Source organism: Sorangium sp. So ce131 (genome assembly GCF_051519095.1).
GTDB lineage: Bacteria > Myxococcota_A > Polyangia > Polyangiales > Polyangiaceae > Sorangium.
In genome coordinates this window covers 10028551-10053170 of sequence record NZ_CP150455.1, presented here as the reverse complement: position 1 = coordinate 10053170, position 24620 = coordinate 10028551, and the positions used below count along the sequence as shown (strand labels likewise).

Genomic DNA, 24620 nt, shown 5'->3' with positions numbered 1-24620 from the left:
CGCGAGGAGCAACAATGACGAACGAAGCCGACCGCGAGCTCTTGCGCGCCGTTCTCGACCATGTGCTCAAGAACGAGGCCTTCCCTTCCGTGGAGGGGTTCCAGCGCAGGCATGCCTCCGATGAGGCGAAGCTCATGGATCTCATCTCCCTAGGGCTATTGAAGGACATCCAGGGTCGGTACTATCCAACCCTGGCAGGGCTTCGCGCGTGCGACACTGAGGAAGCAAATGAGCAGCTTGTGAAGTGCCAGGAGCTTCTGCCGGAACTGAAGAGACTCTGGCGCAAGAAGCGCGGAAGCTATCGTTACTACAGCGATCTTTGTGACAACTTTCCGCCAGGTTATACGACTGACAGCTCTTACGGTATCGTCCTCGGCTTTTTGATGGCCTCTGGGCTGATCTCAGCCAATGTTTCGGACAGCACCGGTCTGCCCGACGAGGACATCGACCTCGAGGGTATCCTATATATTGACGATCTCGGCGTGCTCAAGAGCTCGGAGAAGCTTCCGCCGTCGATCGATCTTGCCGGTGCCACTCTTCTCCACGTCGAGATCGCCGGGTACCGCCCGTTCAAACGCTTCTCTGTCGATCTGCGCGACCTGACGGTGATCATCGGCGCCAACGCGACCGGCAAATCGAGCCTGTTCGACTTCCTGCGCTTCGTCAGCTTCGCGGCGCAGAGCCCACTGCCGCCCGAGGTCGACCCCCGCAACGCCGGGAAGCTACTCTTCCACGCCGGTGAAGCAGACCGATTGTCCTTCGAGTTGAACGTCGGGCGGAGGGAGGTGGAGGCCCCGGCGTCCCTTCGTTACGAGGCAGAAGTCCACGGTCCGGTCGGCGCGCCCAGGGTTGTCCGCGAGCGCCTTGCCCTCGAGGGACATGCGCAGGGTGACGAGACATCTTCTCTGCTCGATTTCCGTGGTGGCCACGGTTTTGTGCGTGATCTGGCGCCCCGTCAAAGCCAGACGTCCTGGACCGTGCCGCCGAATGAGCTCGCACTCCGTCGGGCCATCGCTCCCAATCTGCCCACGCTGTCGCGGTTCCAGAGCTTCGTGGCGTCGTGGAGGTTCTACTCGGGCTTCGACGTCTCACCTGTCTCTCCCCTCCGCCGTCCAGCGCAGGTCGAGGAGAACCCGGTGCTCGCCGAGGACGGCGGGAACCTGAGCGCGGTCCTCCATGCGCTCGTGCTGGAGCACCGAGAGGCGTGGGAGGAGCTCGAGACCCACCTCGGAGCGACGCTCCCCGGCTTCCTTTCCCTCGGCGTGAAGCCTCGCGCCAAGGGGATGACCATCGCCGTGCTGCGTGAGCGCGGCGTCAACGAGGAGCTCACCCTCGCCGAGCTGTCCGACGGCACCTTGCGGCTGCTCTGCTGGCTTGCGCTGGCCGTCTCGCCCTCGCTGCCGCCGCTCATCTGCATTGATGAGCCCGAGATCGGCCTGCATCCCCGGGTCTTGCCGGTGCTGGCCGGCGCCCTGAGGCTCGCCGCCGCCCGCTCGCAGATCCTCATCGCCACCCACTCGCCGCATTTCCTGGCGCAATTCGCCCTCGAGGAGATCGCGGTGATGCGTAAGGAGGAGGGGCGCGCCGTGCTCGTGCGTCCGGCGACGAGCCAGGCCCTTCGGCACGAGGTGGAAGAGATCGGCGGCGAGGCCCTCGCCAGGCTCTTTCTCACGGAGGAGCTCGAGGTGCTTCCGTGAAGGTGATCGTCTACGTCGAGGGCCCTTCCGACCAAAAAGCTCTCCAGGCGCTGCTCAAAGGCATCATCGACGACGGCCGAGGCCGCGGGATCGGCATCAGCTTCTCCCCTCAGGGCGGCAAGGCTCCGATCTTGAACGACGTGCCGCGAAAGGCGGCCGAGCACCTGAAGCAGAACCCGGGCGACTGGGTGTTCGCCTTGCCCGACCTCTATCCCATGGCCTACTACGATGGTACCCCGAACGAGCACCGCTCGTTCGCCGCGCTCTGGAGGCTGCTGCAGGATCGTTTCACCTCGAGAGCGGACAAGATCGGCCTTCCGGCGGACACGCGCCGCCGTTTCCGTGTCCACTGCCTGAAGCACGACCTCGAAGCGCTCCTCCTCGCCGCGCCGGACAAGCTCCGCGAGCGCTTGAGGACGAAGGACGCGCTGAAGGGCCGCTGGCGCAATCCGGTGGAAGATCAGAACGACGACAGACCACCGAAGCGGATCGTCGAGGAGCTCTTCCGCCAGTACCGCAGGAAGCCGGACTACATCGATACGGTCGATGCCGTCTGGATCCTGGAGCGCGCGTCCCTCCAGTCGACCGAGGCGGGCTGCGCGCAGCGGTTCGCGTCCTTCGTCCGCGAGCTCAGAGCCGTCGCCGGCGGAGGAGACCCGGATCCGCCTGCTCCCATGGCCGGGAGGCAGGAGGCCGTGGCCATCCCCGAGCGAGCCGACGACAACCCGGACTCCTCCGACTCCCGCGCCCGAGGGCCCGCAACGCCGGAAGGCGCAGGCTGAGCGCACACTCAGGGGCTCACGTCCGGCTCGGACCGTCGGTCGGGCTCTCCTGCGCGCGCGGCTCGGCCTCGAGGCCCGTCCACCAGCCGCTCGCGAGCGCGAGCAGGATCCAGCCCTGCAGCTTCGCCCGCAGTCGCGCTGCCTCCGCCGCCGTACAGCCGTGCTCGACGGCGGCGAGGGCCTGCCCGAACGGCAGCTCGCGGCAGCGCCGGAGCAGGCGGGCGAACAGCGGATCCACGCAGGTCGTGGCCGTCCCGGTGGCGCTCCGGGCGAAGACCCAGCACCGCCTCGACAGGTGGCGACGTACCGCGCCCGGCGCGCCCTCGTCCCGGTCGACCCCCGTGAGCCGCGAGAAGCGCGCGAGGTCCCAGTCCTCGTGGGTCAGCGTGCAGGAGACCGCGAAGCGCAGCCGCCCCTCGGCCAGCTTGCCGAGCTCCGCCGGCGTCGGTCGCCAGAGCCCCTCGAACGGCGATTCGTAGGCGTGCCGCTCGGCCTCGTCCATGCGCAGCGCCTGGCGGACCATCGCGCGCGGAGCCCTGGAGAGCTCGATCCGCCGGCACCATTCGTCCTCGTGCGCGGGGGGCTTCGATCCGCGGCCGCGTTCTGCCTCGTCGAGGCGCTGCAGCGCGCCGCCGAGCCGCGCGGCGAACCCGCGGGTCGCTTCGTCGATGTCGACGTGCTGCGGCGGGCGCGCGGCGAGGTGCAGCGCGGCCAGGTGGTTGAAGTGCCAGTAGCCCACCGCCCGCGAGGCGCGGGGGAAGCCCGTCTGCAGCGCGGTGAACAGCCGCATCCAGTACTGGCGGTGATAGAGCGCGAGCCGCTCCGCCGGGGCGAGGCTCCCGGGGCCGCTCTTCAGCTGCGCCACGAGCCGCTCCGGATACCGCTCCTGGCGCTCCCGGAAGGTGCCCGAGCCCGAGTCGAGCGGCGCGCGAAGGACTGCGCTGAAGTCGCGCTGGAGCTCTCGCAGCCAGCCCGGAGGATCTCCACCCCTCGGGCTCATGCAGGCCGCACCCGCCGCGCCTTGTCGAGCTCCGACAGGGCCACGGGCAAGGGCGGGATCTCCGCGTCCCACTCGAGCAGCGTCGGGAAAGGGCCGCCCCGGCGCCACGCCTCCTCGTACAGAGACCACACCTCGTCGTCGACCGGACGGTCATGTGTGTCGTGCCGAAGGCCCGAGGGCAACGTCTGGTGGCCGGCCAGGTGGACCTGCAAGACCCGGCGCCAAGGCACGCTGTCGAGGTACTCGCGCGGATCGAACCCGTGATTCCGGCTGGAGACGAACACGTTGTTGAGGTCCAGCATGCACCAGCAGCCGGACTCCTCCACCACGCGGCGGTAGAACACCCACTCCGGCACCGTGTCGCGCTCCCAGGCCACGTAGGAAGACAGGTTCTCGATCCCGAAGGGTACGCCGAGCGCCTCCTGGACCTCGAACGCCCGGCCGGCCGCGTACGGGATCAGCTCCGGATCATAGGGCGCGGGCAGCAGGTCGTGGTGCGTCACGCCCTCGAACGCCGTCCAGCAGAGGTGATCCGTGAAGTAGGGAATGCGGAGCTCCTCAATCAGGTCCTTCAGCCGGGACAGATAATCTCTATCGAGCGGAGCTTCCCCCAGCAGGTTCAGGGAGACGCCGTGGGCCACGATCGGGTAGCGCTCGGCGATGCGCCGGAGCCGCTCCCGGGGTAGCGGAGAAGCGCCGAGGTAGTTCTCCGCGATGATCTCGAAGAAGCCCAGCTCGGGCTGGAGCCGCTCGATCTCGTCGTAGTGCTGCGGACGCAGGCCGAGGCCGAGCGCGTCTCGCTCGGGCGCGCGCGCATCGGGCGGCGGACTGCCGGCGGGGCGTTGCGGTGCGACCATCGGCGGGCTAGCTCCGAGCGTCACAGAGTCTGGCTGATCCCTGCCAAGATTCCTGACAAGCGGAGCTAGTCGCCCGGCTCGATCGGCTCTGCCGGCGGCAGCTGATCGAAGGGGTCGCCCTCCGGCGTGAGGGTGCGCAGGTAGGCGATGAGCCGGTCCATCTCGGCGCGCGACAGCAGGTGGTAGGAGCCGGGCATGTTCGAGTAGGCGTAGCCCTCCGCCGTCACGCCGCGGATCCCGAACGCGATGACCGACTGCAGGTACGGATCCGAGCGACGGTCCCAGAAATCGGCGACGAATTCGCTCACGTCCTCGCCGGGCGGCACCTGCACGGTGAACGTGCCGACCGGGCCGGAGTGGCAATGGCTGCACGCCCCAGCCTGTAACGACGCTGGCCCGTCTCGACCCTGGTCCTCGGCGGTCTCCACGCAGCTCCAGCCCGCGCAGGAGTTCACGGCGCGGCACGAGTGCTCGTGGATCTCGTTCCATGTCTGATAGACCATGCCGCGGCAGCTGTTCGTGCCGGCGCAGGCCGCGTGAACCTGGACCACCCCGGGGCGCGCGGTGCCCATCAGCATGGCGGACTCGGCGCACTTCGCGGAGAACTCGTCGAGGGAGATCTCGCCGTCACCGTCCGCGTCCATGAGGGCCACCGCGTCCACCAGATCGGCGTCCTCGTCGCCGCTCCACACCAGCGTCTTGGTCGGCGCGTCCGACCCATCGCAGTCCGCGTCGACGTCATCGAGGTTCTGCTCCTCGGCGCCGGGGTGGACGGTGTTGTTGAAATCGTCGCAGTCGCCATCACGTGGGGTGAAGCCGTCCCTGTCGTGATCGCTGTCCTCGTCGCCGACGGGCTGGCCACCCGCGCCGGCGCCGCCAGCGCCCCCCTCATCCCCGCCGCCGCCGACGCCACCGCCATCCCTATCGCCGCCGGCGCCCCCCGCGCCGGAGCCGTCGGCTCCAGTGGTCGGCTCGGCGCCGGAGGGCGAGCCATCGTCGTCGCCGCAGGCCGGCGTGAAGGCGGCAAAGCCGGCCAGGGCCAGCGCGAACAAAGTGGATCCCGGCGAGTTCGTCATGATCGTCCCCTCTCGGAAGGGCCGCGCTGCGCGCGCCTGCCGGCTTCCCGAGGCAGGACTTATAACCAGGGATGCCGCGCCCCGAACATGCGGCACGTTGTCGCAGGCAGCACCTTCGACAGGTACGGAACGCGCGGCGCGGATTGGCTTCCTGCACGATTGCCTCAGCGATGGAATCGCCCTGGTGAATCGCGCCTTGTCCTTTTCGGCGCGCAGCGCGGTTGTGCCTGGCCCAGGCGGCATGGGATCCCCCGCGTCAGGGATCACCGCCATTCACCTGGATGAATGCCGTCCCGCCTCCGCCTCCCGCGAAGCCCACCCCCGTGGCGGCCCGCGGCACCGTCCTTGCTCACACCGGGGCCGCCGCGCCCCGGGGTCAAGGGGGCGCGCGCTGGAAGGGGAACACGATGCGCAAGATCCTTCGTCACGTCCACGTCGTCCCGCTCCTCCTCGCCCTCGCCGGCTGCTCGGGGGAGCCGAGTACCCCGCCGCCCGGCGGCGGGGGCACGGAGCAGCCGCCCGCGCAGCTCGGGTCCGAGCAGAAGGCGGAGCTCGAGGCGCTGCTCGCCGAGAGGGAGGCCTCGGAGAGCATGACCGCCGAGGACTTCGCCCGGAAGTACGCCGTCTCCTTCGCGAGAGGCCTGCCCTACGCGCCCGAGGACGCGGAGCACATGCCGATGATCCAGGGCACCGCGCTCGCGCTCGACGAGGGCGAGCTCGCGAAGCTCTCGAAGAACGGCTTCGTCATCTCGGAGCGGCATCACTTCCCGACGTTCGTCTACGGCTACGAGAGCCTCTATGCGCTCGACCTGCCGCTCTACGTGTCCGCCGACTCCATCCTGTACGCGGTCCACCGCTCGTACGACGCGATCTTGAAGGCCGTGGAGCTCGCCTCGCTCTCGACCGAGCTCGGGACGATGCTCGAGGAGATGCGCGGCAGCCTGGCGTCGGGCGCCGGCGGCGAGCTCGGCGCGGAGGCGCGCGCCGACGCCGACCTGTTCACCGCCGTGGCGCTCGCGCTGCTCACCGATGCCCCCGTCGCGCCCGTCGCGGGCGCCAGCGCCGCGACGATCGACGAGCTCGTCGCCGGAGCCAAGTCCCACCAGGGCAGCGCCGCGGTGCGCCTCTTCGGCTCCGACCGGATCATGGACTTCTCGCAGTTCGAGCCGCGCGGCCACTACACCGACCAGCCCGAGCTCGAGCGCTACTTCCGCAGCATGATGTGGCTCGGCCGCGTCGACTTCCGCTTCCTCGAGACGCAGTCCGACGGCACGCAGGTCTTCCAGCGGCGGCAGCTCGAGGGCGCGTACGTGCTGCGCGCGCTCGCCGACGAGAAGACCCTCGGCCGTTACCAGCGCATCGACGACACCATCCAGGCCTTCGTCGGCGAGAGCGACTATATGATGCTGCCGGAGCTCGACGCCCTGCTCGCGGACCTCGGCCTCGGCGGCGCGGCCGGCCTCGCCGGCGTCCCGGACGAGCGGATCTCCGCGGTCCTGGTCGAGAAGGGCCACGGGACGCAGCGGATCTCGAGCCACATCATGATCAACGGCCTCGACAAGGGCACGTTGCCGCTCTCGTCGAGCTTCGCGCTGCTCGGCCAGCGGTACGTGGTCGACTCCCACGTCTTCTCGAACGTGGTCTACGACCGCGTCCGGAGCGGCACCGTGAAGCGCATGATGCCGAACCCGCTCGACGTGGGCTTCGCCGCGCTCGGCAACGACCAGGCGGGCCAGCTGCTCGCGCCCGAGCTCGGCCAGTTCCCCTACGCGCCCGACCTGCACATGATGCGCGTGCTCGTCGACGCCCACCCGGCCGACTTCTGGAGCAAGAACCTCTACAACCGCTGGCTCTCCGCGCTGCGGGAGCTGTCGCCGGCGCGGGCCGCCGCCGACGCCTCCGGCCTGCCCGAGGTGGCGAAGACCGAGGCCTGGGGCCGGCGCCTGCTCAACACGCAGCTCGCCTCCTGGGCCGAGCTCCGGCACGACACGCTGCTCTACGCGAAGCAGTCGTACACGGGCGGCGCCACGTGCGAGTTCCCCGACGCGTACGTGGACCCGTACCCGGCGTTCTACGCCCGCATCGCCGAGCTGGCCGAGCACGGCGGCAAGGTCGTCGAGGCCCTCGACCTGTCGAGCGCCCCGTGGCTCGCCGAGGCGGTGCCCGCCTACTTCTCGCGCCTGCACACCGTCGCGAAGACGCTCGGCGAGATGGCGGAGAACGAGCGCGCCGGCCTGCCCCTCACCGCCGCGCACCTCGATTTCATCAACCAGGCCGTCAAGATCCAGCAAGGATGCGGCTCCCCCGCCGGCGCCGAGGGCTGGTACGTCCAGCTCTTCTTCGACGTCATGGAGAGCGTGACCGAGGATCCCACGATCGCGGACGTGCACACGCAGCCCACCGACGAGGGCGGCGCGCCGGTCGGCCGCGTGCTGCACGTCGGCACCGGCTTCCCCCGCCTGATGGTCGTGACCGCCGACCCCTGCGGCACCCCCAGCGCGTTCGTGGGCCTCGCCTCCTCGTACTTCGAGCAGATCACCGAGGGCTTCGAGCGCATGACCGACGAGCAGTGGGCCGGCGCGATCCGGGAGGCGACCCCCGGCGACGTCCCCTGGATGCAGGATCTCGTGGCCCGCTGATCGCGCAGCCCCCGAGCTCGCCTCCGCGTGAGCTCGCCGCCCAGGGCGCGCTCCGGCACGATGTAGCCTCGTTGGAATCTGTGCCGTGCTGTGCCGGACGACGCGCCAGCACGTCCGTGCGATCACAGTTTGCCGGGCAGACCCGTCGAGCGCGCTCGACAAGCCTTCACGCGCTCGTCGCCATTGCGCTTCCGAGAAGAAATCTGCGATACCTTGGCGGACTCTGCCGTTTGCTGCCCGTCTCAGGGGGAGTCCGGGCGAGCAAGGGTCCAGGAGCGCACATGGTCAGCCTCTCCGACTACGCCCTCACGGACTGGTCAAGGAGATCATCACGCCATCGCGCGCCGGCGCGCCGGGTACTTCGTCGCGGGCAAGTTCGACCAGCTCGACCGGAACGTCCCCTACTCCGCGTTTGCGCAGGCCATCCGGGAGTTCGTCCGGCAGATCATGGCGGAGAAGGCAACAGTCTCTAGAATATGATGTCGTGCTCGTCCGGCGGCGCCCGCCTGGGCAGGCCGGCGGTATCGGCATCGATTCGTTCCGGCGGGTCCCTACGCACATCCTCAAGCGTCCGCAGGTGCGACCACTCCTGCCGAAGGAGCAGCACGCGATCCCGCCGCCCCCGTAACGATCCGGGCTGCGCTTTCCAGCCCCTGCAAGCGATGCGGTTGCCTGCCCGCGACCGTTAGGCGTACACTGCAGCATCATGCGGAGGTCACCGTGTACCTGAGGTCGTTCACGGCTCGGAGCATCAAGTGCTTCGCGGACGTGAGATTCGATTTTCCGTCCAGCAGCGAAGAGAGCTACGCGGGATGGAACGTGATTTTGGGCGCCAATGCAACCGGGAAAACGACCCTGCTCCAGGCAATAGCCGTTGCGCTCGTCGGCCCGTCGCCGGCCATGCGCCTCGTATCACCGACGGCCTGGGTTCGACGGGACGAGCCCTACGGAGCACTCGAGGCGAGCTTTCTCCGCGGTGAGAACGATGTGGCCGACGGCGCTCCGCGCAAGGATCCTTATCGCGCGTCGTTTGCAGTTGTCGGCGATCAGCCTACGACACTCGATGGACTCGAGTTCGCCGCGCCGCAGATCGTGCTCCGGGGGAATCCCAAGGACAAGGAACACCGCGGCCTTCTCAGGGGTCCTTATGCGGCGAACAAGACTGGATGGCTGGTTTGTGCCTATGGCGCATTTCGCCGTTTCACCGGCGGCGCGGAGGACGATCTAACCTACGAGCCGGGTCGCGCCGGACGCATTGCATCGCTGTTCCGTGAGTCGGTAGCGCTGAAGCGCGACCTTGACTGGCTGCCCAGGCTTTATGCGCGATCACTCGATACACATGCCCCGGACGCGTCGCGTGCGCAGCAAGAGTATCAGATCGTGCGAAAGCTGCTCGATCAACTCCTTCCGTCGCCCGTTCAAATCTCGGACGTAGACACCCAGAAGGTATACTTCTCTGCCCCTGGCGCCACGCGCGTGGATCTCTTGGAACTCTCCGACGGCTATCGAAGCTTCCTCGCGCTCGTGATGGACCTGCTGCGCCAGATGACTGACGTCTTCGAGGGGGTGGCCGGCCTCGTCAAGGAGGGGGAGGGCGGCGCGCTCTCCGTACGCGCAGACGGTGTGGTGCTTGTCGACGAGGTGGATCTACACCTGCACCCAACCTGGCAGCGCGAGATTGGTCCACGGTTGCAACAGGTGTTTCCGCGCCTTCAATTCATTGTGTCCAGCCACAGCCCGTTCATCGCCCAGGCAGCCACGCGGGACGGGTTGTTCGTGCTCCATGCCGGCTCCACGAACGCGCCAGTTCATGTAATCCGGCCGGCTCCTGCAGTTTCCGGGTGGACAGCGGATCAGATCCTACTGAGCCCCCTCTTTGGTCTTACCGACACGCGCGACCCAGCAACCGAAGTCCTGTTAAAAGAGCACGCGATGCTGCGCGGGAAAGCCAAATTCGAAAAGCTTGACGCTGCAGATCATAAGCGGCTTATTGAAATCGAGCAAGCGCTTGCGGAGCGGCTGACCGCACCGGGTGAACTGCGGAAAGAGGATGTGGACGCGGCGGTCAAGCTCGCGGCCGACAAAGTGCGGAGGATGCTGGATGCTAAAGCTGGTCCGACGTCCAGTCGCTGAATTCCTTGACATTGAACACCAGCAGTCGCTCAAAAATCGGGTCAAATCGGCACAGAAGCTCGCCGCAGACGTTACGCTAACGAGCGTGCAGAAGAGCAGTCGCATCGGCGGCCAATGGGACAATTTCCGCGCGGGGAAAACCAGTAAAGGCACATTTGTAGAGCTGTGGCGTGAGCTCTGCAACATGAGCTTCGAGAAGTGCGCATTCTGCGAGACGCCGTCACCGGGCACGGCGGAGCATCTTGAAGAGAAATCCAAGGCACCGGCTAGGGCGTTCGACTGGAATAACCTTCTCGCAGCGTGTGACACTTGCAATCGTACCCGCGAAAACAGCGGTGTCTCAGCGGCACCCATGGATCCTAGCGAGGTCGAGCCCCTGGACTACTTCGGGTGGGACGAATATGGGGATCTTGCGCCAGCGCCCGCGCACACGAAAATGGTCGAGGATCTCCGAATCATGTGCGGACTTCACCGTTTCCGCAATGAGAGACGTGATCGAATTTTGGTGCTTCGCACAATCCTGAGCGCCATTGTGGACGACGATGCGAAGAATGCCGAGACCGTGAATACGCTCCGCGTGCTCCTGAACGGAACCCGCGCATGGCTTGGGCCCGTTCGAGAGTACTTACTGAAGCCGCCGACGGATGAAGATGCGTTGCTCGTGCGCGGCGTGCTGGAACTCCTGCCCGAAATTCGGACGCTGGTTGAACCATGGCTGCGTCCGCCTCCGTGGGCCCCTTCGTGGTGGCGCTGATAACGCCGTGCGCACGTCTCTGCCGGATGCGCCGTAATCTCACCACGCAAGCGCGTCAATTGTACTCGCGGTCCGGCCGAGCATCGCGAGCGCGCCTTTCAATTCAGCCCCGAGCCTCCGGACAACCTCCGGTTGAATTTCAATTCAACCCCGCGTCTCCGGACAGCCTCCGGCTTGAATTTCAATTCAGCCCGGGCCTCCGGAGGGCCTCCGGCTTGAATTTCAATTCAGCCCGGGGCCTCCGGACAGCCTCCGGTTTGAATTTCAATTCAGCCCGGCGCCTCCGTACAGCCTCTGGGTTGAGCTGAACACCGCGGCCAGTGTGGTCTCGCTCACCGATACCGGCGAGCCGAGCGCCTCACGCCGCCGCCGCCGCCCCCTCGAACGCCCGCGCGAGCTCCGCCGGCGCCGGCAGCGCCGCGCTCGACACCCCCCGCCGCGCGCTCGTGAGCCACCGCATCGGATCGGCGACGGCGCCGCTCGCGATGCCCGCGAGCAGCCGGCGCCGCATCCAGTCCTTGCGGCGGTAGAAGCTCGTGCCGTGCTCGGCCGCGGGCCGCGGCACGTAGCTCGCCAGCGACACGTGCGTCTTCTCGTGGAGCAGCAGATCGACGAGCGCGCTGAAGGCGATGGCGTCGTCGCGCACGAGCACCGCCGTGAGCAGCGCCCGCACCCGGCCGGAGGCGAGGTTCACGCTGATGCCGCTGCCGTCCGTGTGCGCCATCTCGTCCGGCCCGTAGAGGTCCTGGTGCACCCAGATCGGCGACGCCGGCAGGTCCGCCGACGCGGAGATCGCCGCGTCGATCCGCTCGAGGATCCCCATGGCCGCCGCGGCGGCGCCGACACCGGGCACGCCGCCGGCCGTCGAAAGGAGCACGTCGCGCGACGTCCGGGGCATCGGGCACGGCCCGGCGCCCGGCGCCCGCGCCGCCGCCGCCGCCGCGCCCGGCGCGGCCTGCTGCGCCGCCGCGCCGCCCCCGTCGAGCGTCGCGAGGCGCCGCCAGAACGCCTGCGCGAGCGGCTCGTCGACCGCGAGGTACACGAGCTCCTCGGGCGGCGCGCCGGCCGCCTCCCGCGCCGCGCCCGCGGGCCAGCGGGCGGTGCGCCGCGCCTCCTCGCGCGGGGCGCTCTCCATCGGCCGGAGCACGCCCGCCCGGTGCGCCTCCAGCAGCTCGCGCAGCGTGAGCGGCGCGCTCTCCCAGCGGAGCCGGCCGCGGCGCGGCGCCGTTCCCGTCGCCGCCCCCGCCGCGCCCGCGGCCCCCTCGGGCGCCTCCTCGGCGCGCGCCACGAGCGACCGGAAGAGCGGCGCGTCGAGCAGCCCGTTCGCGAAGCGGATGACCTGCTCGGGCGCCGCAACCGTGGGCGTGCGCGCGGCGGGGTCGCGCTCGTCGAGCCGCTGGGCCGAGGCGATCGCGATGTTCTCGCCGAGCAGCGCCGCGCCCACGAGCCGATCGAGCACCGACGCGAGCCGGTGATCCACCGCGCGCAGGAGCTCGCGGTCGTACAGCGCGTCGCGCAGGATGAAGCGCTCGAACGCCGCGAGCAGCGCCGCCGCGACCGCCTCGGACGCGGACGCCGCGACCGCCGAGCGCCCCTTGTTCAGCGGCACGCCGAGCGGCAGCTCCGCGACCAGCCCGAACCCGGCCGCCGTGATCGCCCGCGCGAGCTCGCGGTGCAGCCCGAGCTCCGGCCCGGGGAAGGGGTCGAGCTGCGCCGCCACGGTCAGCCCGCGCTGCGTGATCGTGAGCTGCGGCGCGATGCCCTCGCCCCGGCCCACGAGGAGCTCGAGCGCCCCCACCGGCTCGCCCGACGGCGGCAGCCGGAGCGGCACCTCCGCCACGCGGCGGAGGCGCCCCCGCGCCGTGTTGACGAGCGCGCCGTCCACGTAGATCCGCGCCGCGGTCGGATCGACGAGCGCCGCCGCCGCCGCCACCTCCGCGGCGAGCGCCGGCCGCGAGAGCCGCTGCGCGAGCGAGAGCCGCACCGAGGTGCCCGTCGGGCTGTGGCGCGGCGGGCGCGGCGGGCGCGGCGGGCGCGGCGGCAGCTGCGCGCCCGCGCTGCCGGGCGGCGGCTCCGGCGGGAGGGACGGCAAGGGCAGGAGCGTCCACGAGAAATCCTCGTAGCGCGGCCCCTTGCCGAGCGGCGCGATGAGCAGCCGGTGCCCGCCCGCGGGCGTCGCCGTGACGACCTCGATCCAGGGGGCGATCTCGAGCGCCGAGAAGAAGCCGATCCCGTGCTCGCCGATCGCCTCGGGATCGCCCTGCTTCCCGCTCCGGAAGGGGACGAGCAGGTCGGTGAGGAGCTCGGTCCGGGTCATCCCGCGGCCGTGGTCGGTGACCGAGAGCTCGCGGCCGTCCTCGCTCGACCGGACGTCGATGCGGGCGCCGGGCGGCGAGGCGTCCAGCGCGTTCTGGAGGAGCTCGCGGAGCGGGCCGATCCGCGACGACGCCTGCGCGTAGATGGTGCGCGAGAGGATGCGCTGCGCGAGGTCGGGCACCGTGGCCTCGCTGCGGCAGGCGGCGACGAGCGCGCTCCGCTCCGCGCCGCTCGCCTGGAGGTACACCTCGGCGCGCCCGTGGATGCGCACGAGGAGCAGCTCCGAGAAGAGACCGTACGAGATCTGCGTCATGGCTCGCCTCCGGACGTCCTTTCGCCGACGTGCGACGCGGGGCCTGCGTCCCCGTCGACCGGCTCGCCGACGATGAGATCGCGCTCGAGGTCGGCCTCGCGCACGCCGGAGGCCCGGTCGAAGGCGGCGCGCAGCGCGTACCAGTCGCTCCAGCCCGCGGGCCGCCGGACGGCCGCGCTGTCGTCGCGGATGAGCAGGAGCCGGCGCGTCCCGAGGCACGGCAGCGGCCCCGCCGGCCGCGGCCCCGCCGCCCAGGAGGGCGGGGGAGCGCCCGGAGCTCCCGGGGACGCCGCGGCGCCCTCGCCCGCGCCGCGACCAGGCGAGGGCCGGCTGCGGCAGAGGGCGACCATGGTCGTGTGCGGGCTCGCCGCGCGGGCGAGCAGCAGCCGGAGGCCGGCGAGGTCGCCCCGGCGCCGCGCGACGCTCGAGAGCGTCTCCGGCGGATCGAAGTCGAGCTCCTCCTCGAGGAGCTCGCGCTCGCCGGGCAGGTGGGGCTGCCACTCGCGCTCCGCCCAGAAGCTCTCCGGCACGAACAGCCGCTCGGCCACGCCCGCCCCGAGGAAGCCGAGCAGCGGCTCGCGCCGCTCGGGGGGCACCATGCAGCGATCCGGGCCGAGCAGGGCGCGCGCGAGGTCCAGGGCCACCTCGTCCCAGCCCGCCGAGTGCAGCATGAGCGCGCTGATCTGAGCGGCCGTCTCGGCGAGCCGATCGCGCGCGCGCCGGCCCTCGCCGCTCGCCGCGGCGCGCTGGATCAGCCGCCGGTAGAACGCGATCGCGACCGCGGTGAACTCCGGCCCGACCTTCATCGCGTCGCGCCCCTCGGTCAGCTCCACCGCCGCCGGGAAGTCGACGAGCGCGAGCTCCGCGAGGGCGAGGCACGCGTCGACCTTGACCCCCGCGTGGAACGTGGCCGCCGAGATGCTCGGGAGCAGCCCTCGCCCGCCGAGGTGGAACCGCGCGAGGAGCGCGCCCTCGTCGTCCGCCGCGCCGCCGTGAGGGCGCGCGACCCGCTCCTCGGCGGCGGGGCGCGCGACCCGCTCCTCGGCGGCGGGGCGCGCGACCCGCTCCTCGAGGAGCTGACCGCCCGAGATCCACCGGCCGTCGTTCACGGCCGCGCCGTCGAGCAGCACGAGGGCGCGGCTCGCGGGGAAGAAGTGGAGGGCGTCGCGCAGGTACGCGCGGACGGCGCACGCCTCGAGCAGCGCCGACGCGACGCGCACGCGCGTGCCGAGCAGCGGCGCGATCCGGCGCACCGAGCACATCAGGCCGGCGGTGAGCTCGGGCGACGCGCGCCCGCGCCCGCGGGGGCGGTCCTCCGGCGCGGGCTCCGCCCCGTCATACGCCTCGCCTGCGCCGGGCCAGGCCACGACCCGGATCGCCCACCCCTCGATGCCGTCGCCGGTGGTGAGGTGCAGGCTGAAGCTCTCCGGGTGCGCGAGGCCGAACCCGAGCACCGAGAAGAACCCGACCCCGAACCGGCCGAGATCGATCCCGGGCCGCTTGTCTGTCGCAAACGGGATGAGCAGCCGCGAGAGGATCGCCTTGAGCCCCATGCCCGCGCCCGTGTCGCACACCTCGACCCGCCCGTCGGCGACGGCGACGTCGACGAGCGGCTGGGGCGCGCGGGCCGCGTCGGCGGCGTTGAGCACGAGCTCGACGATCGGCCGGAGCGGGTGCCCGAACTGCCGGGAGATCTCCTCGTCGAGGATCTTGAGCAGGTAGGCGTGGTCGATCGGCGGATCCGCGAGCTCGCGCTGCCCGGCGCAGAGCGCCTCGAGCGCCGGGCGGTGCAGGCCGACGGCGACGAGCTCGTACAGCGGTCCGAGGAAGTACAGCCCGGCGTCTCTCGGCGGAGGCGCGGAGCGCCGGCTGCCGCCCCCGTCATCCGCTGCTCCGTGGTGCGCGTGCACGCTCGACCGCTCCCCCTGACGCCCGCCCTCGACATCCCCCTGCGCGAACTGCGCGCACCCACCGTGCGAGTGAGCGTCCGGTGAGCGCCGAGCGGCGAACGATCGACGGCGCTTTCACCGCCCGTGCCGAGCCGAGCCGTCGGGCGTCGACCGTCCGTCCTTCAGCGGGCTGTCCGTGACCCGGGCGCCGGGGTTACCCTGCGGCGCGCTGCCGCGGCGGCGAGCTCGGGGCGCCGCGCGCCTCGTCGTCCTCGTCGTTCTCGCCGCCCGCGTCGTTGCCGGGCAGCGCCGCGGCGCCGCGGGGCAACGTGGAGCTCTGGGGGAGCTCGGAGCTCTGGGCGAGCTCGGAGAGGGCGAGCGGGCTCCATTTGCCGGGGGGCGGGATCGACGTCACGCCGGCGCGCTCGCGCTCCAGGCGCGCGTTCAGCTCGCCCCCGATGAGCAGCGCGAGCGCCTGCAGCCACAGCCAGAAGAGGAAGATCGCGACGGTCGCGAGGCTCCCGTAGAACGTGGCGTAGCGGCCGAGCGTGGCCACGTAGAGCGAGAAGAGGGTCGACACGATCGCCCAGAGCACCACGGTGAGCACCGCGCCCGGGAAGATCCGGCGCCGCTCGACGTTCGGCCGCTGGATCGAGATCCGGAAGAACGCGGCGACCATGCAGATGACGAGCCCCGCGGGGAGGGCGAAGGCGACGATGCGGGCGCCGATCGAGCCCGAGAGCGAGCCGATCAGCACGCCGAGGCCGGCCACGACGGGCACGACCGCCAGGCTGGCCATCACACACGCGGCCGCGATGGCGCGGCGCACGTACCAGGGGCGCTCGCGGATGTTGTAGATGGTGTCGAACACGCCCATGGCGGTCGAGAGCCCGGAGGACGTGATCCAGAGGAAGCCGGTGATGCTGATCGGGGCGACCGCCGACGACTGCGACAGCCGGATGAGCTCCTCCGACACGAGCTGCGCGACGTCCGGGGGGGCCGCCTGGAGGAGCGGGCGCACCACGACGTCCGACCACTCGTGGCTCCGGCTGAGCACGTAGCCGGCGAAGGCGGCGAGGGGGATCAGGCTGAGGAACGCGTCGAAGGCCATGGCGCTCGCGGCGCGCGGCGCGTTGTGGCGATCCAGGCTGACGATGACGCTCCACACCGCCCTGGCGGCGCGGTGGCGCTCGATATGTCGCCGGATCTGGGCGGTCACGGGAGCAGCGTCGCTCCCTCTCGCGCGGGGCGCAATACCATCCGCCGCGGGTTCCTGGTTCCGCCGACCCCGGGGGGGCGGCGTGTGGCGCGGCGTGTGGCGTGCGGCGTGCGGCGTGAACCGCGCGGAGCGCGCTCCGCAAGGCCGAGGTGACGGCGGCGTGACGGCGGCGTGGCGCGCCTAGATCTCGGTGTTCCGCTCGGCGGCGAGGAGGCTCTGCACCGCGTAGGGCACCGACGCGACGCCGGCGAGCTCGGCGAGGGCGTAGGCGATGTGCTCGCGGCTCGCGTGCGGCGGGATGCCGACGATCGCCCACGAGCCCCCTTCGCCGTGGTGGAGGTTCTGCCCGCGCTCGACGCGCATGGCGGACGTCGCCGGGTAGACGGCCACCGTCATCCGCTTCGGCCGCAGGCGGTCCAGCGCGCGCATGGCGAAGGCGATGCGGTCGAACTCGCTCGGATCGCGGTACTCGACGTGCCGCTGCCGGTCGATTTCTACATGGTGGGGGTCTCGCTCGCGCACAGCCTGAGCATAGCCCACGCGGGCCTCCGCGCCGCCCGGGCTCGATCGACGCGCTCGGCGCCCTCGCCGAGCGCGACGGCAGACCAGCGCCCGGGGCCCCGGGCGGTTCGAAGCGCGTGCAACCGGGCGGCTCCTCGTATCTCCTGGGTGGAGCCGCCGCCGGAGACGTGAGCCCGATGAGCCCCGTCGCACCCCCGATCGCCCGTCTGCTCCAGCGCCCGGAGTCCGAGCGCCGCCTGGGACCCTTCCTCCTCATCAAGCCGCTCGGCCGCGGCGGCTTCGCGCCCGTCTGGCTGGCCAGGGAGCGCTACGGCGGGACGGAGCTCCGCACCGCCGCGGTCAAGCTCTTCGCCCTCGACGCGCCCGGCCCGGACGCCGACGGCGCAGGCCCGCGCTCCGCGCGCTCCGCCGCGGCCGAGCGGCGCCGCGCCGTCATCGAGGAGGCGCGGCTCCTCTGCCAGGTCGAGCACCCCAGCGTCGTGCGCTTCTACGCGCTGCCCGTCGACGAGGAGCTCGGCGTGATCGGGCTCGCGATGGAGCACATCGCCGGCGTCTCGCTGGACCACACGCTCGCCGCGCGCGGGCCCCTCTCCGTGGCCGAGACGCTCTCCGTCGGGATCGCGATCGCCTCGGCGCTCGCCGCGGTCCACCGCGCCGGACTCGTCCACCGCGACGTCAAGCCGGCCAACGTCGTCGAGGCCGCGGGCGTCCACAAGCTGATCGACTTCGGGATCGCCGCCGCGGACGCGCCGATCCGCCGCGCGCCCGTGGTCCTCCTGAAGGCGGAGCGCGCCCGCCTCGCCGACCTGCCCTACGCGCTCGCGCGCCCGAGCGACGCCGCCCTCGCCGCGACGCTCGACGCGGGGGCGGGCTCCACCGCCCTTGCCGCGACGCTCGACGCGGGCGCGGGCTCCACCGCCCTCGCCGCGACGCTCGACGCGGGCGCGGGCTCCACCGCCCTCGCCGCGTCCCTCGCCGCGTCCCTCGCCGCGGGCGCTGGCTCGACCTCCGCGCCGACCGAGGCCGTCGGGCCGATCTGCGGGACGCTCGGCTACATGGATCCGGTCGTCCTCGCCACGCACACGCCCGCGACGCCCGCGAGCGATCTCTACGCCCTCGGGGCCATGCTCTTCGAGTGCCTCACCGGCCGCGTGCCCGCCGCCATCTCCACCGCCGAGGGCACGGCGCTCTCGGGCGAGATCCTCGATGGGCGGGCGCCGCCTCCCCCGCTGCTCGAGGTCGCGCCCGACGCGCCGCGCTCCCTCGCCCGCCTCATCGACGCGCTGCTCTCGCCGGACCCCCGCGATCGCCCGGCCTCGGCCGAGCCCGTGGCCATCGCGCTCGAGCAGATCCGCGGCGAGCTCGCCGGCGACGAGCGGAGGCTGCCCCCGGAGGACGTCGGGCCCTTCCGCGGCCTCGGGCGGTTCAACGAGGCCGATCGCGACGTGTACTTCGGCCGGCGGAGCGAGGTCGCCGCCGCCGTCGAGATGCTGCGCTGCCGGGGCGTCGTGGCGCTCGTGGGCCCCTCGGGCAGCGGCAAGAGCAGCCTCGCCCGCGCCGGCGTCCTGCCCGCCGTCGGCGACGGCGCGCTCGGCGCCTGGCCGCCGCGGTGGGACCGCGCCGTCGCCGAGCCGGGGGCGGACCCCCGCGCCGCGGTGATCGCCGCGCTCTCGCCCTTCGTCCCGCGCGCGCCCGAGCTCCTGCCCGAGGAGATCGTCGCGGCGCTCACCGCGCGGGTCCAGGCCGAGGAGCGCGGCCTCGTCCTGCTCCTCGATCAGCTCGAGGAGCTCGCGACCGTCGCCTCGCCTGAAGGCCGGGAGTTCACGGTCGCGCTCCTCTGCCGCCTCGCCGAGCACCCGATCCCGGGCGTGCGCGCCGTGGTCACCGCCCGGCGCGACTGGCTCGATCCGCTCCTCGCGCTCGGGCCGCTCGGCAACGTGCTCGTGCGGGGCTCCGTGCTGATCGAGCCGATCTCCGAGCTGACCTGGGTCGCCGTCCTCGAGCAGGCGCTCGCCGCCTACGGGTACTCGTTCGAGGACGACGCGCTGAAGGAGGAGCTCACCGCGTCGCTGAAGGAGGCCGCGGGCGCCATGCCGCTCGTCCAGTTCGCGCTCACCGAGCTCTGGGACAAGCGCGACGCGCGGAACAGGAAGGTGACCCGCGCCGGCCTCCGCGCCATCGGCGGGATCGCCGGCGCGCTGGAGCGGCACGCCGACGCGACGCTGCGCGCGCTCGCCGCGGAGCGCCCCGGCGCGGCGGAGGCGGCGCGGGCGGTCCTCCTCTCGCTGACCACGCCCCAGGGCACCCGGGCGACGCGGGCGCGCGAGGAGCTCGCGCGCAGCGCCGGGCCGGCCGGCGAGGAGGCGCTCGAGGCGTTCGAGCGCGCCCGCCTGATCGTCGCCGGCGAGGGCGGCGTGACGCTCGCGCACGACGCGCTGATCTCCCAGTGGGAGAGGCTGCGCGCCTGGGTCGCGGAGGCCAGGGAGGATCGGCTGCTCGCCGAGGAGCTCGACCGGGACGCGGCGCGATGGCACGCGGCGCCGCGCGAGGCGCCGCTCTGGCGCGGCCGCCGCCTCGCGTTCGGCGAGGCCCTGCGAGGCCGCGTAGGCCTCCCCATGCCGCCGCGCGCCGCCGCGTTCCTCGAGGCCAGCCGGCGCGCGGAGCGCCGCGCCGCGCTGCTCGGGGCCGGCGCGGTCGCCGCGGCCGTGCTCGCCGTCGCCGGCTTCGGCCTCGTGTACCTGCGCGAGGTGCGGGCGCGCGAGGCCGAGGTCCGCTCGGCGCTGCGCAAGGAGCAGGCGAGCCGGGAGCTCGCCGAGGAGCAGACCCGGAACGTGCAGCAGGCGCAGGACAGGATCGCGCAGCTCCTCCGGGAGCTGGCCGACTCGCCGACGAAGGAGGCCGTGCTCGCGCTGGAGGAGCAGATCCGGCAGGGCCGGGGCGCTCCCCTGGACGCGGCGCCGCCCGCGCCGATGCGGGCGCCGCGGGCGCCGATCGCGCCGCCTCCGCCGGCAGCCCAGGCCGATCCGTCCGGCGCTGCGCCGGCGGCCGGCGCGCCGGCCCGGCTCAGGGTGGAGACGGACTGGAAAGAGAGCGATCCGCCCGCCCGGGCGAGCGATCCGCCGCGCCCGGCGCCGGAGCCGCCGCGCCCGGCGCTGGATGTGGAGACGACGTGGTAGCGCGGCGCGCGCTGCGCCGGCGCGCCGCGAGCAGCGCCGCGAGCAGCGCCGCCGGCCATGACGCCGCGGCGCCGCCGGGCGGCGCGCCCGAGGGCAACGTGCAGCCGCTCAGATCCTGGTCGTCCACCCGCGGGACGCACCGCCCCGAGAGGTCGCAGACAGAGCCCGCGGCGCAGTCGTCGACGGAGGCGCAGGCGCAGACGCCGTCCACGCAGGAGCCGCTCCGGCACACGAACGCTCCATCACACGAGGCGCCGCCGCTCCGAGGGCGGAACAGCTCCGCGCTCGCGTTCATATCCCAGGTGGAGGGATCTTCCGGGACCCAGAACGGCGCGGCCGGGAAGCCTCCGGCGACCAGCACCGCGCCGTCGTCGAGCAGCGTCGCGGTGCCGAGGTAACGCGCGACCCGCAGCGAGCCGGCAGGGATCCAGCGGTCGGCCTCGGGATCGAACGCCTCGGCCAGGGTCTCGATGTCCGGGTACGTGCCGCCGGCGACGAGCACCTCGCCGTTCGCGAGCAGGGTGTTCGCGGCGGTGGCGCGGTGGATCAGGAGCGAGCCCGTCTGCGCGAGCGCGGGGCGACCCTCCGGGGTGTACACGTCGACGCTGACGGAGTACGCCGGAAAATCTCCGCCGGTCAACGCTCCGCCGGCCAGGAGCACGCGGCTGTCCCGGAGCAGCCCGGCGGTGTGGAACCAGCGCGGCTCGCTCAGCGCGGGCCCCGGCGAGAAGGTGCCCGTCTCCGGGTCGTACAGCTCCGTCGCATTCGTCACCGGGATGCCGCCGCCGGCGACGAGCACGCGCCCGTCATCGAGCCGTGTCGCGGTGTGCATCGCGTGCGGCGTGCTCATCGCGCCGACGGGCGTCCACGTGTCGGTCGTCCAGTCGTAGACCTCCGCGGCGACGAGCACCTCGCTCGCCGCGCAGTCGCCGCCGCCCGTCACCAGCACGCGACCGTCCTCCAGCAACGTCGCCGTGTGCCATACGCGGGCCCTCGTCATCGGCGCGGCGGGCCTCCAGGAATCGCGGTCCGGATCGTAGAGCTCCGCCGTGTTCAGGGAACCGCCCCTGTCGCACTGGTTGCCCCCGGCCACCAGGACCTCGCCGCTCGGGAGCAGCGTCGCGGTGTGTATCCCGCGTTCCTCGAGCAACGGCGCAGCGGGCGAGAAGGCGCCGCTCTCCGGATCGTAGATCTCCACGCCGGCGATCGGCTCAGACTTCCACGAGCCGCCGCCGGCGATGAGGACGCGGCCGTCCGGAAGCAACGTGGCCGTGTGACCGGCGCGGGGGGTGCTCATCGAGCCGGTCAGCTGCCAGAGCTCTTCCTCGAGCGCCGCCGCCGGATCGGAGCCCCCGGAGCCCCGCGGAGGCGGCGAGGCGTCGGGCTCCGCGACGCACCCGGCGAGCGCTCCGCCGAGGAGCACCAGCGCGGCCGCGCGCCGCGTGACCAGAGAGAGGTGGCCGATCTCCGTCACGCTCCCCCGGGGTCGATCCGGCTCAGAACACATACGAGGCCCCCACGCCCGGCGCGAAGCCGAGCAGCACCCGACCGGCGAGGTCGTCCCCGGCGAAGGTCGCGGCCCCGTCCTCGGCCGCGTCGACCAGGCGCGTCGCCTTCCACCTCGGCCGTGACAGCGCCACGAGGAGGAGCCCCTCGAGCCCCGCCGTGAGCTGGGCATGCTCGCCCGACCACAGGCCGATCCTGACCTCCGGGGCGACGTAGACGAACGTGGCGGCGGGCGCGTCACCCACCGGCCCGACGCCGTAGCTCGACCCGGTGCGCGAAGAGAACGTGCCCGTCCGGCGATCGCCGATCGAGCCGGCCAGGGCGCCGGCCCCGAGGCGCAGGTGAAGCGAGGGCCGCTCGCCGAGCGCGACGCCCGCCCAGGCGCCCGCGAGCGCGCCGCGGAGCTTGAGCGTGTCGCTCGCCGTGCCGGGCATCGGGGCCAGGCCGACCGGCTGGATCGTGGCGGCGCGCCCGCGCACCGTCTGATGGGCCGCGAGGTAGCCGAGCGCGAGGCCGACGCCGAGCGACGGGGAGAGCTTCAGGCCGCCGCGGACGACGCCGTAGCCTCCCAGGCCAGGGGGCCGGGAGCAGCCCTCGCCGCAGCCGCCTGCGACGGCGCCGCCGAACGTCGGGGCGACGAGCGCCGCGCCTGCGAGCTCGAGCGCGAGGCGGGGGAACGTGCTCCTGGCCGGCGCGTGGGCCTCTCGCTCCGGCGCGGGCGCCCCTCTGCGCCATTCCACCGCGGGCGCGCCCTCGCGGGGGGCCGCCCGGCGCAGGCGCAGCGCGAGGCGCGCCGTCTGCCGCGGCGCCACCTCGAGCGTCGCCTCGAACGGCTCGAACCCCTGCTTGAGGACGCGGATCTGGTGGCTGCCCGCGTTGAGGCGCAGCGGGGCGCGGAGCGGCAGCTCGCCGCGGCGGCGCCCATCGACGAGGAGCGCCGCGCCGGGCTCGGCGCCCTCGATGGCGACGGCTCCGACCAGGTCGCGCAGGCGTTCGGCCTCGCTCTCTGCGGCGCTCCGCATCTCGGGCGAGAGCGCCGGGAAGCCGGCGAGCAGCGACTCGACCATCTCGAGGGCCTCGTCGAAGCGCCCGAGCTCGCGCAGACAGACAGCGGCGTTGTTGGTCGCCTTGGGCGTCGGATAGAGCCGCCGCGAGAGGAGGAACTCGTCGAGGGCGGCGGCCCAGTCGTTCGCCTGGAGCAGCGCCACACCCCGCTCGAAATGGGCGCGCGCCCTCTCCGCCTCCGCGCCGGCGCCGGGCGCCTCGTCGGCGCCGGGCGCCTCCGCGGGCGGCGCGGCGAGCGCGACCTCTTCTGTGGCCGCGGCGACGAGGGCGGCGGCGAGGGCTTGCGCGAGGACGCCCTTGTGGGGGAGCACGCGGGCGAAGGTAACAGAACCCGGCGGAGGGCGGCACGCGCCTCATCACCGGGGCGTCCCTCCGCCTCCGCCGCGTTGCGCGGGAGGCCTTGGCGCGCGTGGCGCGTGCGCTCGTCGCAGGGCGCCGTGACCAGGCCGAGAAGCTTGTCCCTTCAGAGCCATCGATTGACGCACTCTCTGCTGACCCCCGCGATCGCGCTCGGGCCGGCGCCTTCGAGGACTAGCCGCCCCGCTCGTCGTCGATCGCCGGCTCACCACGAGGGCCTACCGGCTCCAGGTCGGGCTGTTCGCCCGTCACCTGCGCTTCATCTCGGGCCTGGCTTAGGCTACATCGTCTCCCAGCGTCCTGAGACGGGCGTGACAGCGCTCCTACCAGACCACCGTCAGCCCGGGGACAGTGATTATTTTTGAATCCTTCGAGAGCAGGGGCGCTTCGCGCTGAAGCGCCGTGGCCGCTACAATGCGATCCGGAAGATCGGGGACGAGCGCTCGGTCGACCTTCACGACCAAGGCCAGCGTCGAGCGGGGCAATCTGATAACCCAGGCTCGGCGGATCCAGGAGTGAAAGCATCCGTCGGAGGAGGTCCATGGGAAACCGCGCCTTCTCGACGAGATAGACCGTCTCGACCAATACGATTCCGGGGATCCAGACCTTTAGCTCACCACGATCTGCGGCCTCGAAGATGCGCCTGCACGGCTCTGACAAGCGCACGTCTCCGGTGAGGTGCCAGATGAACGCGTGCGTGTCGGTAACATAATCGCTCACTCGAGCCCCTTCCCGAGCCCGCTCCACGCCTCCGTGCGCGCCGCGTCAATGCCCTCTTCAGAGAAGCTGTAGCCTTTCCACAGTCCCCCAAGTGTCACGGGGCGCCCGGTACCTGAGGCGCCGGGCTGGGTGAGCGCCTTGGCACGAAGGAAATCGACGAACTCTGCGACGGCTGCGAGGCTGTCCCCAGGGAGCTCCTCAAGCGCCTCGATGATCTTCTGCTTGGCTGCCGTGCTCATCGCGCTCTCGTCCTCCACGGCTCACCGTGGCACGAGAGCGGCCCTCTGCAAAGGGGGTCCAGTGCACCTCGCCTCGCGGGTCGCGAGGTGGGCCCTGAGCCCGTCGCGCGACCTCGAGACCGCCGATCGCGGTCTCCAGACCCGATCTTCCGAGCGCGTGGCCCACGACGCCCTCGGCTAGTCCCGCCTGTTAGAAGACTTGGCAGGGATCACGGCGAGAGAAGAGAGATTTCAACGCAAAGGCGCAAAAATACAGAGAAAATTCTGGTTTGCGTCTTTGCGCCTTTGCGTTGAAATCTCTCGGGATCCCTGGCCAGACTTGTGGCGCTCGGAACTAGGCGCCGATCCGGTTCGCCCGGC

General features: G+C 72.0%; 16 protein-coding genes. 6 read left to right on the top strand and 10 right to left on the bottom strand.

Annotation, left to right across the window (positions count from 1 at the left end):
- The first annotated feature begins 14 nt into the window (after positions 1-14).
- Positions 15-1697 (top strand): AAA family ATPase, encoded by a 1683-nt coding sequence (locus WMF43_RS36520; protein WP_437671906.1) that lies wholly within the window; start codon positions 15-17, stop codon positions 1695-1697.
- Positions 1694-2479, top strand: a complete 786-nt coding sequence (locus WMF43_RS36515; RefSeq protein WP_437671904.1) for a DUF4276 family protein — start codon at positions 1694-1696, stop codon at positions 2477-2479. Before WMF43_RS36520 ends, WMF43_RS36515 begins: the two co-directional genes overlap by 4 nt.
- A 16-nt stretch (positions 2480-2495) precedes the next feature.
- Here the strand turns inward: WMF43_RS36515 and WMF43_RS36510 are convergent, their stop codons facing one another.
- The 3 genes from WMF43_RS36510 to WMF43_RS36500 all read right to left on the bottom strand — a co-directional run bounded on the left by WMF43_RS36510 (position 2496) and on the right by WMF43_RS36500 (position 5412).
- A complete protein-coding gene (locus WMF43_RS36510) occupies positions 2496-3479 on the bottom strand; it encodes an HvfC/BufC N-terminal domain-containing protein (protein ID WP_437671903.1) in 984 nt (327 codons plus the stop codon).
- Positions 3476-4336 carry a DUF692 domain-containing protein gene (locus WMF43_RS36505; protein WP_437671901.1) on the bottom strand — a complete coding sequence of 287 codons (861 nt, stop codon included), beginning with the start codon at positions 4334-4336 and terminating at the stop codon, positions 3476-3478. Before WMF43_RS36505 ends, WMF43_RS36510 begins: the two co-directional genes overlap by 4 nt.
- 65 nt (positions 4337-4401) lie before the next feature.
- Positions 4402-5412 (bottom strand): c-type cytochrome, encoded by a 1011-nt coding sequence (locus WMF43_RS36500; RefSeq protein WP_437671900.1) that lies wholly within the window; start codon positions 5410-5412, stop codon positions 4402-4404.
- Positions 5413-5819: 407 nt separating this feature from the next.
- On the opposite strand from WMF43_RS36500, the gene WMF43_RS36495 reads away from it, so the two are divergent.
- The 3 genes from WMF43_RS36495 to WMF43_RS36485 all read left to right on the top strand — a co-directional run bounded on the left by WMF43_RS36495 (position 5820) and on the right by WMF43_RS36485 (position 10938).
- Complete coding sequence (locus WMF43_RS36495) at positions 5820-8051, top strand: DUF3160 domain-containing protein (RefSeq protein WP_437671898.1); 2232 nt, start codon at positions 5820-5822, stop codon at positions 8049-8051.
- Positions 8052-8771: 720 nt separating this feature from the next.
- Positions 8772-10184 (top strand): AAA family ATPase, encoded by a 1413-nt coding sequence (locus WMF43_RS36490; protein WP_437671896.1) that lies wholly within the window; start codon positions 8772-8774, stop codon positions 10182-10184.
- On the top strand, positions 10153-10938 hold the full coding sequence (locus WMF43_RS36485; protein WP_437671892.1) for a hypothetical protein: 786 nt from the start codon (positions 10153-10155) through the stop codon (positions 10936-10938). The genes WMF43_RS36490 and WMF43_RS36485 overlap by 32 nt, the downstream gene beginning before the upstream one ends.
- Before the next feature lie 358 nt (positions 10939-11296).
- Here WMF43_RS36485 and WMF43_RS36480 read toward each other — a convergent pair whose 3' ends face one another.
- The 4 genes from WMF43_RS36480 to WMF43_RS36465 form a co-directional block, all read right to left on the bottom strand.
- Positions 11297-13567, bottom strand: a complete 2271-nt coding sequence (locus WMF43_RS36480) for an ATP-binding protein (RefSeq protein ID WP_437671891.1) — start codon at positions 13565-13567, stop codon at positions 11297-11299.
- Positions 13564-15477, bottom strand: a complete 1914-nt coding sequence (locus tag WMF43_RS36475) for an ATP-binding protein (protein WP_437671889.1) — start codon at positions 15475-15477, stop codon at positions 13564-13566. Before WMF43_RS36475 ends, WMF43_RS36480 begins: the two co-directional genes overlap by 4 nt.
- Positions 15478-15670: 193 nt before the next feature.
- Positions 15671-16675 carry a YihY/virulence factor BrkB family protein gene (locus WMF43_RS36470; RefSeq protein WP_437671887.1) on the bottom strand — a complete coding sequence of 335 codons (1005 nt, stop codon included), beginning with the start codon at positions 16673-16675 and terminating at the stop codon, positions 15671-15673.
- Between the two features lie 180 nt (positions 16676-16855).
- Positions 16856-17197, bottom strand: coding sequence for a hypothetical protein (locus WMF43_RS36465; RefSeq protein WP_437671885.1), 342 nt, complete (start codon positions 17195-17197; stop codon positions 16856-16858).
- Between the two features lie 176 nt (positions 17198-17373).
- Here WMF43_RS36465 and WMF43_RS36460 point away from each other — a divergent pair, with 176 nt between their 5' ends.
- The gene (locus WMF43_RS36460; RefSeq protein WP_437671883.1) at positions 17374-20373 is read left to right on the top strand and encodes an nSTAND1 domain-containing NTPase; all 3000 of its coding nucleotides are present in this window, start codon (positions 17374-17376) and stop codon (positions 20371-20373) included.
- On the opposite strand, the gene WMF43_RS36455 is transcribed toward WMF43_RS36460, so the two are convergent.
- The 3 genes from WMF43_RS36455 to WMF43_RS36445 form a co-directional block, all read right to left on the bottom strand.
- Positions 20261-21880, bottom strand: coding sequence for a Kelch repeat-containing protein (locus WMF43_RS36455; RefSeq protein ID WP_437671881.1), 1620 nt, complete (start codon positions 21878-21880; stop codon positions 20261-20263). The genes WMF43_RS36460 and WMF43_RS36455 overlap by 113 nt on opposite strands.
- Positions 21870-23255, bottom strand: a complete 1386-nt coding sequence (locus WMF43_RS36450) for a PEGA domain-containing protein (RefSeq protein ID WP_437671880.1) — start codon at positions 23253-23255, stop codon at positions 21870-21872. The genes WMF43_RS36455 and WMF43_RS36450 overlap by 11 nt, the downstream gene beginning before the upstream one ends.
- A 762-nt stretch (positions 23256-24017) precedes the next feature.
- A complete protein-coding gene (locus WMF43_RS36445) occupies positions 24018-24260 on the bottom strand; it encodes a hypothetical protein (protein WP_437671878.1) in 243 nt (80 codons plus the stop codon).
- Positions 24261-24620: the final 360 nt, after the last annotated feature.